At 33.9% G+C, this 11,903-nt stretch carries 8 protein-coding genes; 5 read left to right on the top strand and 3 right to left on the bottom strand.

Annotated features, from left to right (window positions below; all coding sequences use genetic code 11):
* Window positions 1-3 precede the first annotated feature (3 nt).
* The 5 genes from FLP_RS04815 (at window position 4) to FLP_RS04795 (ending at window position 8,059) form a co-directional block, all read left to right on the top strand.
* A complete protein-coding gene (locus FLP_RS04815; protein ID WP_089477443.1) occupies window positions 4-909 on the top strand; it encodes a hypothetical protein in 906 nt (301 codons plus the stop codon).
* A 198-nt stretch (window positions 910-1,107) separates the two neighbouring features.
* On the top strand, window positions 1,108-1,467 hold the full coding sequence (locus FLP_RS04810; RefSeq protein ID WP_065448409.1) for a cupin domain-containing protein: 360 nt from the start codon (window positions 1,108-1,110) through the stop codon (window positions 1,465-1,467).
* Window positions 1,468-1,676: 209 nt separating this feature from the next.
* The gene (locus tag FLP_RS04805) at window positions 1,677-2,405 is read left to right on the top strand and encodes an LOG family protein (protein ID WP_065448388.1); all 729 of its coding nucleotides are present in this window, start codon (window positions 1,677-1,679) and stop codon (window positions 2,403-2,405) included.
* Between the two features lie 301 nt (window positions 2,406-2,706).
* On the top strand, window positions 2,707-5,457 hold the full coding sequence (locus FLP_RS04800) for a gluzincin family metallopeptidase (RefSeq protein WP_065448408.1): 2,751 nt from the start codon (window positions 2,707-2,709) through the stop codon (window positions 5,455-5,457).
* Between the two features lie 187 nt (window positions 5,458-5,644).
* A complete protein-coding gene (locus FLP_RS04795) occupies window positions 5,645-8,059 on the top strand; it encodes an alpha-ketoacid dehydrogenase subunit alpha/beta (protein ID WP_065448387.1) in 2,415 nt (804 codons plus the stop codon).
* 466 nt (window positions 8,060-8,525) lie between these two features.
* Here FLP_RS04795 and kdsB read toward each other — a convergent pair whose 3' ends face one another.
* The 3 genes from kdsB to FLP_RS04780 form a co-directional block, all read right to left on the bottom strand.
* Window positions 8,526-9,260 (bottom strand): 3-deoxy-manno-octulosonate cytidylyltransferase, encoded by a 735-nt coding sequence (gene kdsB / locus FLP_RS04790; protein WP_065448386.1) that lies wholly within the window; start codon window positions 9,258-9,260, stop codon window positions 8,526-8,528.
* A gap of 133 nt (window positions 9,261-9,393) precedes the next feature.
* The gene (gene ygiD / locus FLP_RS04785; protein ID WP_065448385.1) at window positions 9,394-10,224 is read right to left on the bottom strand and encodes a 4,5-DOPA-extradiol-dioxygenase; all 831 of its coding nucleotides are present in this window, start codon (window positions 10,222-10,224) and stop codon (window positions 9,394-9,396) included.
* 151 nt (window positions 10,225-10,375) lie between these two features.
* Window positions 10,376-11,800: an ATP-dependent DNA helicase gene (locus FLP_RS04780; RefSeq protein WP_065448384.1), complete on the bottom strand. Its 1,425-nt coding sequence runs from the start codon at window positions 11,798-11,800 to the stop codon at window positions 10,376-10,378.
* Window positions 11,801-11,903: the final 103 nt, after the last annotated feature.

Below are 11,903 nucleotides of genomic sequence, written 5' to 3'. Positions count from 1 at the left end.
ATTATGAAGTCAATTTTATTGTTTATTCTAATATTATTCTCAACAACGAATTACTCACAAACACAAAAAGACAGTCTTAATAAAGTAGTTCGTAAGCGAATTAAAGATATGCTGGAAAGAGAATCAGATAATCCCTACTATACGAAAAAAGAAACTGAGAACGAATATATTAATGAAAATAATACATTTCAATCTTTAGCGCAACCAAGTGAGAATAGTCCTTTAGCCGATTATTTTAAAATATACCTGGAAACAAACCTTTTAAAAAAGATTAACTTTTCTACAATTAAATCTTCTTATTTATATAAGGATATTTCAAATAATAAATATAATTATTCTATTCGATTAACTTTTGAAATTAATAAAAAAAACAAAGCCACTAATTTTCGTATCAATACTGGAAATAAAGAATTAGATAGAAAAGTTATCGAAGTTTTTAAAAAATATCCATTAGAAAAATTAGTCCTGAAAGAAAGTGACAAGCTTGGAAAGATAAGTATACAATTGTTTGCCAAAGAAGATAAAAAAACCATTATAAAAGCAAGTACATTTCCAGTAGTGGATCAATTACCGGTTATAAAAGGCTGTGAAAATGCGAAGGTAAATTCGGAACTAAATCATTGTCTTTATGACAAATTATATAAATATATTTTAGATAATATTTCACTAAAGAACATTAGCAATCAGAACCTAAGAGGTGAAATAATTATTAGACCACGTTTCTTAATTAATACTGATGGAAAAATTACTCGTGTAAATTCTATAGCTCCAAATAAAGTTATAAAAGATGAAATTGATCGTCTAATTGAGTCATTTGATCAGGTAGAAATTCCAGGAAAAAGAAATGATAAACCCAAAAACACATATTGCGACACTTATCGAACGATAACAATTGTAAATATAAAATAAACCTAATTTTATTATCTCTTTAAATCTTTTTTGTTTTAATTACCTGATTATGAATTAACATAATAAAATATACTATTATTTCAATATTACTTTTAGATTATAATTCATGTTTTCTGTCGCAATTCTCAAAAAAAGACTTAATTTAGCTAGCCGTTTTTGAAAAAAAAATTGATTTTGGCAAAGACTAATATAAAATCTATGAATCTAAAAGAAAAGTTCGGTAACGTTGACAATTATTTTTCGCCCAAAATAATTGACGAAGTAAACGATCAATATATTAAAGTGGCTAAAATAAAAGGCGATGAAGTTCCCTGGCACAATCACGAGAATGAAGACGAATTATTTTACATCGTTGACGGTGAACTTTTAATGGAAATTGAAAATAAACCTTCATTTATAATGAAAAAAGGTGATTTATTCGTTGTAAAAAAAGGCGTAAATCACAGGGTTTCTTCAGTTGAGGAATGTGCTATAATGCTGATTGAATCGAAAACTACAGAACATACCGGAAAAGTTAAAAGCAACATTACTAAGTCAATTGAAGAACAAACGTATTAAATGAAAGATTTTTTTTTTTATAAAACAATCTTTCAATTGAAAACTGGTGCCCTAGCCCTGATGGGAGCGGCATCCTTTTATGGTGGGGTTCACCATAAAAGATACAGTGGACAGCAGGAAATAGCTCCTTCTCCTTCGACTACGCTCAGGATAAAAATTTAAAAACGACACAGCTAAAAATAAAAATATAAATAATTAAAATACCTAAAATGAGATTAGAAGATTTTGATAATGATGAGGACAAAGTAATTCAGGACCGTTTGAAACAAAAAACCTGGAATGAAATTAGAACAAACGATAGCTGGGCGATTTTTAAAATCATGGCCGAGTTTGTAAACGGTTACGAAAGCATGGGACGTATTGGTCCTTGTGTATCTATTTTTGGTTCGGCGAGAACGAAACCAGATGATAAATACTATTTATTGGCAGAAAAAATTGCTTACAAAATCAGTAAAGCTGGTTACGGTGTGATCACAGGAGGTGGCCCGGGAATCATGGAAGCTGGTAATAAAGGTGCGCATTTAGGAGGCGGAATTTCGGTTGGATTAAATATCGAATTGCCTTTTGAACAACACTTTAACCCTTATATCGATCACGATAAAAACCTGAATTTCGATTATTTCTTTGTGAGAAAAGTAATGTTCGTAAAATATTCACAAGGTTTTGTGGTAATGCCAGGAGGTTTTGGAACTCTTGATGAAATGTTTGAAGCGATTACCTTAATTCAAACCAAAAAAATTGGTAAATTCCCAATTATATTAGTTGGCGTTGAATTCTGGTCAGGATTGATCGAATGGGTAAAAACGGTTTTAGTAGAAAAAATGCATACCGTTAGTCCCGAAGATTTGAACTTATTTAAGATCGTTGACACTGAAGATGAAGTAGTTGATGTATTAGATAAATTCTACAAGAAATACGATTTAAGTCCTAATTTCTAATATTTTTTTAACCATATAAGTGATATAAGTTCATTTAAAAATGCCGCATAAAGTATTAACCTTAAATTTTCTTATATCACTTAATGGTTAAATAATCATAAAATCTTACAAAAAATTAAAGCTGTTTTTTTTAACAGCTTTTTTTATGTTATTTTTACAAAAAACCAAAACAACTGAACACTCGTAACTTAAGTTATATATTAATTATCCTAGGCCATCATTGAAACTATTATATAAAGTTATATTCTTCGTTTTTGTCTTAATGAGCTCATTAAAACAATATGCACAACATCAGTCTAAGATGGAGGTGGCGGTTAATCTCGAGCTTAAAACACTGAACGTAAAACAGGATATTACTTACTACAACACGTCTAACGATTCTTTGATTTCGATTGTTTTAAACGATTGGAACAATGCATTCTCTGGAAAGAATACGCCATTAGCCAAAAGATTTTCGGATGAATTTTATCGCGGTTTTCATCTGGCAAAAGCTGCAGAAAGAGGAAATACTACGATTTTGAATTTGACAGATTCAGATAATAGGGCACTTGAATGGGAAAGAACGGAAAAGAATCCTGATTTTGTGGTTGTAAAGCTGAATCGAAAATTATATCCTGGTGAGAAAATCGATTTGCATCTGGTTTATATTTCAAAAATTCCGAGTGATAAATTCACCCGTTATGGCTTTGATCAAAATGGCGGGATGAACTTAAAAAACTGGTTCCTGAGCCCGGCGCGATTTGAAAATCATCGTTTTACGAAATCTAACAATTATAATCTGGACGACATTGCAAATGCAGGCGTTGATTATGAAATTGCTATAAAAATCCCAAACCAATACGCGATTACTACCGATTTGAATTCGGTATCAGAAGATGCTACGAATTCGCTTTTTAAAACCTACTCCTATTCCGGAAATAACAGAACTGATTTTAATTTGTTTATCGAAAAACAAAATAGTTTTGCAAGTTATGACAATGGTTCTCTGGAAGTGCTAAGTGATCTTAAAAACAAAAAACTTAGCGAAATTCAGAAAGCTATTATTATTAATAGAGTAGTGAATTTTGCCAGTGCTTTTATAGGGAAATATCCGCATAAAAAAATTACCGTTTCGCAGGTAGATTATGATCGAAATCCGTTTTATGGACTGAATCAGTTACCGTCATTTATTAGTCCGTTTTCTGATGATTTTATATTTGAAATTACGTTCTTAAAAACCTATCTGAATAATTATTTAAAGAATAGTTTACGCTTAGATCCCCGAAAAGACAATTGGGTGTATGACGGGATTCAGATTTACGCCATGATGAAATATATGGAGGAAAATCATTTGGATCAAAAGATGCTTGGAAGACTTTCTAAAATGAAACTCTTTAAAAGTTACAACATTACCAATCTTACTTTCAATGAGCAATACAGCTATTATTATATGCTGATGGCTCGCAAAAACCTTGACCAGCCGCTTGGAGATCCAAAGAATACTTTAATAAAATTCAACGAACAAATTGCCAGTAAATATCGTGCGGGATTAAGCCTGAGTTATTTAGATGATTATCTGGATCATGATATTGTTCCCGAAAGCGTACAGGAATTTTATAACCTTAATAAAACAGAACAAACGAATCGCTACAACTTCGAAAAAATATTAACCAAAAACAGCCGTAAAAATATCGATTGGTTTTTTAATACAATTATTGATTCGAGAGATATTATCGATTACAAATTTTCTAATGTTTACAGAACAAAAGACAGCGTTCAGTTTCAGATCAAAAATAAAACCAACAATTTTGTTCCTATTCCGGTTTACGGACTTAAGAAAAATGAAGTCGTTTTTAAAAAATGGATTGAACCTAAAAACACCGATTCTATTTATGAAGTAGACCGCAAAAATGCGGATAAAATTGTCTTAAACTACGATAATGAAGTTCCGGAATACAACCAAAGGAACAACTGGAAATCATTAAAAAGTGTAGTGATAACAAATCGTCCCATCAAGTTTAATTTTGCCAAAGATCTTGAAGATCCGTATTACAACCAGATTTTGTACATCCCAACACTTACTTACAATCTGTATGATGGTTTTACGCCCGGAATACGTTTTCATAACAAAACTATTCTCGATAAACCTTTTACTTTTGATATTAATCCCGCTTACTCTATTAAAGCCGGAACAATTTCAGGTTCGTCAGCATTTGTATACAATCAATATTACAGAAACAGTACACTCTATAATGTTAGATATTCTGTGAGTCAAAATTATTTTCATTATGCGCCTGATGCAACCTATTTAAGATTGAATCCGATGGTTCAGTTTAGAATTCGGGAAGAGAATTTTAGAGATAACAGAAAACAACTTTTTACGTTTCGACAAGTCATTGTAAAACGTGAAGCAAGTCAGTACATAACAGATAATTCTGAACCCAATTATTCTGTTTTTAATGCCCGGTATTCAAATACCAAAACCGAATTAATCGATCACTTTAATTTTATGACCGATATTCAGTTTGGTGGAAACTTTGGAAAAATTGCCGGAGAAGTTGAATATCGAAGATTATTCGAAAACAATCACAAACTGAATTTGAGATTGTACGCCGGAAGTTTTTTATACAACACAACAAATTCAGATTATTTTAGTTTTGGTTTAGACCGCCCAACAGATTATATGTTCGATTATAATTTTTACGGACGATCAGAAAGCACCGGATTTTTTAGTCAGCAATATGTTATGGCCGAAGGTGGTTTTAAGTCAAAACTAGCGCCAGCCTACGCCAATCAATGGATGACGGCACTAAACGCCAGTTACTCGATTTGGAACTGGATTGAGGTTTACGGCGATATCGGTTTTATGAAAAGCAAACATCAAAGTGAGAATTTTGTTTATGATAGCGGAATTCGTTTAAATCTTGTTCCTGATTATTTTGAACTTTACTTTCCTGTTTATTCAAATAACGGATGGGAAATTTCTCAAAACAAATACAATGAAAAAATACGATTCGTTATCACACTTTCGCCAAAAACATTAGTTAATCTTTTTACTAGAAAATGGTTTTAATTGAATAAATTTTAAAGAAAAACATGCGATATTATCAATAAATTACATTTTATTATAAAAATAACCCAAAAAAAATACGTAGTTTTTTGATTTTAAATACAAATAATTAAATTATATTTATTTTAAAGAATTATGATTATTGATTGTTTTTAAGTAATTTCGCAGTCTAACATGACCCCTCAAGATTATGATAAAAGAAAAAAGCAATACTACATTAACATTTGAAGATTTCAAAACTGAGGTATTGAATGACTACAGAATTGCAGTAACCAGCCGCGAATGTAGCCTTTTAGGTCGTAAAGAAGTATTGACAGGAAAAGCCAAGTTTGGAATATTTGGCGACGGAAAAGAAGTTCCACAGCTTGCTATGGCAAAATCTTTTCAAAACGGAGATTTTCGTTCCGGATACTATCGCGATCAAACTTTTATGATGGCTATTGGAGAACTGACTCCAAAACAATTTTTCGCAGGTTTATATGGTCATACTGATTTAAATTTTGATCCAATGTCTGCCGGAAGACAAATGGGCGGACACTTTGTAACGCACAGTTTAAACGAAGACGGATCCTGGAAAGACTTAACAAAACAAAAAAATTCAAGCGCAGATATATCGCCTACAGCAGGACAAATGCCAAGATTATTGGGATTGGCCCAGGCATCTAAAATTTACAGAAATGTTGAAGGTATTAAAACCAAAGACAAATTCTCTGTAAACGGAAACGAAATAGCCTGGGGAACTATAGGAAACGCAAGTACTTCTGAAGGTTTATTTTTCGAAACCATAAATGCTGCCGGAGTTTTGCAGGTACCAATGGTAATGAGTGTTTGGGATGATGAGTACGGAATCTCGGTTCACGCAAGACATCAAACCACTAAAGAAAACATCTCTGAAATCTTAAAAGGATACCAGCGCGACGAAGATGCAAACGGTTACGAAATTTTCAGGGTTAAAGGATGGGATTATGCAGAGTTGGTTTCGACTTACGAAAGAGCTGCTGCAATTGCCCGCGAACAGCACGTTCCGGTTTTAATTCACGTAAACGAATTAACACAACCGCAAGGTCACTCTACTTCTGGTTCTCACGAGCGTTACAAAAACGCCGAAAGACTGGCTTGGGAAAAAGATTTTGATTGTATTCGTCAGATGCGTTTATGGATGATTGCCATCAATATTGCATCGCCTGAAGAATTGGCCGAAATTGATGCCCAATTGAAAAAAGAAGTTTTCGAAGCTAAAAAAGAAGCCTGGAACTCTTTTATCAACCCAATTATCGAAGATCAAAAAAATCTTATGGCTTTGCTGGAGCAAATTTCTGCTGCCAGTATCAACCATAAAGATAAAATACAAAAATACATTTCTGAATTAAGCGTTATCAAATCGCCTTTAAAAAAGGAAATGCTGGTAATCGCCAGAAAAATATTGCGTTTTATAGAAATTCCAAACAGCAAAGTTTTATTATCTAACTGGATTACTAATTATATCGAAATTACCCAGCCAAGATTCAGCAGCCATTTGCATTCAGATTCAGATAAAAATGTTTTTTCTGTAGAAAAAGTACTTCCTGAATATGCTGATAATGCAAAAGCTGACCTGGATGGACGAATGATCCTTCGTGATAACTTTGATGCTTTGTTTACCAAATATCCTGAAACACTAATCTTTGGTGAAGACGTAGGAAACATTGGCGATGTAAACCAAGGCCTTGAAGGAATGCAGGAAAAATACGGAGAACTTCGTGTTGCCGATGTTGGTATTCGTGAAGCTACCATTATTGGACAAGGAATCGGGATGGCTTTAAGAGGTTTACGCCCAATTGCAGAAATTCAGTATTTAGATTATTTACTATACGCAATTCAAATCATGAGCGATGATTTGGCGACATTACAATACAGAACTGTTGGTAAACAAAAAGCACCACTGATTATCAGAACCCGCGGACATCGTCTGGAAGGAATCTGGCATTCTGGTTCTCCAATGGGAATGATTATCAACGCCGTTCGTGGTATTCACGTTCTCGTACCAAGAAACATGACACAAGCAGCAGGTTTTTACAACGCTCTTTTAGAAACTGACGAACCGGCTCTTGTAATCGAATGTTTGAATGGTTACCGATTAAAAGAAAAAACACCTTTGAATTTTGGTGAATTCAAAACACCGATTGGTGTAGTTGAAACCCTAAAAGAAGGTGCTGACATTACATTAGTTTCATACGGATCGACTTTAAGATTGGTCGAACAAGCCGCAAACGAACTTCTGGAATTAGGAATCGATTGTGAAGTAATCGACATTCAGTCCTTACTTCCGTTTGATATCAATAAAGATATTGTAAAAAGTATCGCTAAAACAAATCGTCTTTTAGTAATCGACGAAGATGTTCCTGGTGGAGCTTCGGCTTACATCCTGCAACAAATTCTGGAAGAACAAGATGCGTACATTCACTTAGACAGTAAACCGCAAACGCTGACTGCAAAAGCACACAGACCAGCTTACGGAACTGATGGTGATTATTTCTCAAAACCTTCTGCCGAAGATATTTTCGAGAAAGTATATACTTTGATGAATGAAGTTAATCCTTCGAAATATCCAAATTTGTATCAATAAATTTAGATTTATATATTTAAAAAAAAGCTCCAATCTTATTGATTTGGAGCTTTTTTTATTCATTTTTGTCATTTCGAGGAACGAGAAATCACACTCGAAATTCCGTAAAGAAAATTACCAATCTTTATCAAGTTCCTAGTGTGATTTCTCGTTCCTCGAAATAACAAGATTACGCAAAAATTGTAATTTAATATTTGTAATTGGATTTTTATTTAGGAGCTATTTCCCGCTAGGAAACTCTTTTTTCTTAAGATAATTTAGTTTTAACATCTCGTTTGTCATCCTTAACGAAGTCGAAGGCGCACCAATTGAAACGAGGGCTTCGACTTCGCTCAGCATGACACACTATCAAAACATAAAGTAATTCAGCAAATGAGATTGCTTCGTTCCTCGCAATGACAAAAATCCGCGTAAATCCGTGCTTTCGCGCAAGCGAATCCGTGTCATCCGTGTGCCATGTCGCAGTTTATTTCAAAGCTAAGATAGCACGAGCCTTTTCTAAATCCTCAGCAGTATCAATTCCAATTCCAACATGAGTTGTCTCAACCATTTTAATACGTTTTCCGAATTCTAAATAACGAAGTTGTTCCAGTTTCTCAGATGCTTCTAAAGACTTCATAGGAAGGCTGTAAAAATCTAATAAAGCCTGTTTTCTAAAAGCATAAATCCCGATGTGCTGAAAATAACGAACACCAACATCCTTATCCCTCGGATACGGAATTACAGATCTTGAAAAATACAGCGCAAACTGCGATTGATCTACTACAACTTTTACATTATTCGGGTTATTGATTTCGTCTTCATCTGTGATCTCACGCATTAGCGAAGCCAAATCAACTTTATGATCTTCATCATCTTTAAAGACTGATAAAACCTGTTCTAATGGCCCAGCTTCTGTAAAAGGTTCGTCACCCTGAACATTCACAACAATATCAACATCAAGGCTAAAAATAGCTTCAGCAATACGATCACTGCCTGATTCGTGTTCTTTGATACTCATGATGGCTTTTCCACCATGCGAAACAATTTCATCAAAAATCAAATCCGAGTCGGTTACTACAAATACGTCATCAAACAATTTTGTGGCAACCGCTGCTTCGTAAGTTCTTAGAATTACGGTTTTCCCTCCCAAATCCTGCATGAGTTTAGCAGGAAAACGTGTTGATGCATATCGCGCCGGAATTACAGCTATTATTTTCATCCTAATATTTTTAAATTTATTTTTTTTCTTCTTCGTGAATCTCTGTGAAAATCTTTGTGCTACTTTGCGTTATATTTTACCACAGAGATCCACAAAGATTTTCACAGAGATTCGCAGAGTTTATTTAAGTATGTTACATAATTTTTACTGATGTCATACTCAAAGAACCGGCCAACAATTTATCGTTGAATAAACTCAGTTCTTCTGATTTTTCTTTTAAACCTAAAGTATATAATAAAGGCAAATAATGATCCGGCGTTGGAATCGCCAATTGTATCGCCTTATTCATTTTTTCGAAATCAATTAAAGGTTGAAAATTCTCGTCAAGCAAATAATTATTAATGGTTTCGCGCGCTTCAATCGCCCAATCGAAACCGTAATTGTCCTTGTCAAAATTTCTGAAATCAACCAAACGGAGATTGTGAACGATATTTCCGCTGCCAATAATTAAAACTCCTTTACGACGTAAAGATTGTAATTTCTGAGCCAACTCAAAATGATATTGCCCCGATTTAGTATAATCAATACTTAACTGAATTACAGGAACATTTGCCTCAGGATATAAGTGTTTAATGACACTCCAGGCGCCATGATCTAAACCCCAATGTTCGTCTAAATCTACATTTACGGGTTCTAATATTTTCTTAGTTTCAACAGCCAGTTCAGGACTTCCTTTCGCAGGATATTGCACATCAAAAAGCGCTTGAGGAAAACCTCCAAAATCATGGATTGTTCTCGGCATTTGCATTGAAGTAACTTTGGTTCCATTGGTAAACCAATGCGCAGAAACACATAAAATAGCATTGGGCTGTGGCAATGTTTTAGCCAAATCTCGAAAACCAGCTACAAACTGATTTTCTTCAATAGCATTCATCGGGCTGCCGTGTCCTAAAAACAAAACCGGCATTTTATCTGTATTCGAAAACGTTGATGAAATCGAATGTAAGTCGTTTAGTGTTGTCATTATATTTAGATTTTTTGCGACGAATTTCACTAATTTTCACTAATTAATTCTTTGCGGCAATTTTTCTAGTTGTACTTATTTATTAGGCAATTTTAACGAATTTAATAAAAAGAAAATTCGTGCTCATTCGTGAAATTCGTGGCAAAAAAAACTACTCTTCAAAACTTTCGTCTTTAAATCCTATCAAATATAATTTATTTTTGGCACGTGTCATAGCGGTATACAACCATCTAATGTAATCACGATCGATTCCGTTTGGCAGGTAAGGTTGTTCTATAAATACGGTATTCCATTGCCCACCTTGCGATTTGTGACACGTAATCGCATAGGAGAATTTTACTTGTAATCCGTTGAAATACTCGTTCTCTTTTACTTTTTGGAACTTCTTGTATTTAGTACTTTCACTTTCGTAATCTTTCATCACTTCTTCGTACAAACGATTTGATTCTTCGTAGGTTAAAGACGGAGATTCACTTTTAATGGTATCTAACAACAATACCGTTTCAAAAGGTTTCTGATCCGGATAATCGACCATTCTAATTTTTACTTTCGCAAAATTAAAACCGTATAATTCCTTGATTCCGAAGAGTTCCAAAACTTCAATAATATCTCCGTTGGCAATAAATCCGGCTTCATCCGTTTCTTTTAGCCAGAAATAATTATTCTTTACCACCATCAGGAAATCCCCAACCGAAAGTTCGCTTTCTTTAAATAAAATCCTCGTTCTGATTTGTTCGTTGTATTGATTCGCTCTTTTATTCGAACGAACAATAAATGCGGTATCCTCTATACTATAATTACTGTAAGCCGAGTTTATCGCATCCTGAATATCATAACCATCGGTAAGACGAATAATATCTTTAAATCTTTTTACATCAAATTTAAACTCAGTGATAAAAGTATCTTTCAGTAATTCACGCAGTTCTGTCGCATTGTACAAAATCCCGGAACTCTCTTCCTGACGCATTACTTCGTCGAGTTCGATATGTTCGATTTCCTTATCATAATGCACAGCCAGAGTTTGCACATCAAGCGCGGGACTTATATCTAAATTCACCGGTGGCAACTGCGCTGTATCTCCCAAAAGAATCATTTTGCAATTGATTCCGGAATATACATACTGAATTAAATCATCCAGAAGTGATCCGTTATCGTACAATTTCGAATCTGAATTGCTGTCTGAAATCATCGAAGCCTCATCGACGATAAAAATGGTGTTTTTATGTTTGTTTACCTGCTTGGTAAAAGCCACGCCTCCGCCAGCAGATTTTTTAGGAAAATATATTTTTTTATGAATTGTAAACGCGGGTGTATTCGAATAATTGGCAATCACTTTTGCCGCACGACCTGTTGGCGCCAGCAAAACAAACTTTTTATTAATATCTCCCAGATTGTTTACGATTGTCGAGATCACGGTTGTTTTTCCGGTTCCTGCATATCCTTTCAAGACAAAAATCGTATCGTTATGCGTGTCTGTTAGAAAAATAGCTATTTTCTGAAAAAAAATGTCCTGTTTATAAGTGGGTGCAAAAGGAAATCGTTTTTGTAAAACGCCATAAAAAAGTGATGAATTCATAGGGAAAAATTGAACTACAAAGAACGGGCTTTTAAATATCAAATTCAATGTCAATTTCAAAAATCAATTTCAATGTCAAAAATCAATGTCAATGTCAAACTTC

This window comes from Flavobacterium piscis (genome assembly GCF_001686925.1).
In the GTDB taxonomy this organism is placed as follows: Bacteria; Bacteroidota; Bacteroidia; order Flavobacteriales; family Flavobacteriaceae; genus Flavobacterium; species Flavobacterium piscis.
The sequence above is the reverse complement of the archived record's forward strand: the minus strand, read 5'-3'. Positions and strand labels throughout refer to the sequence as shown.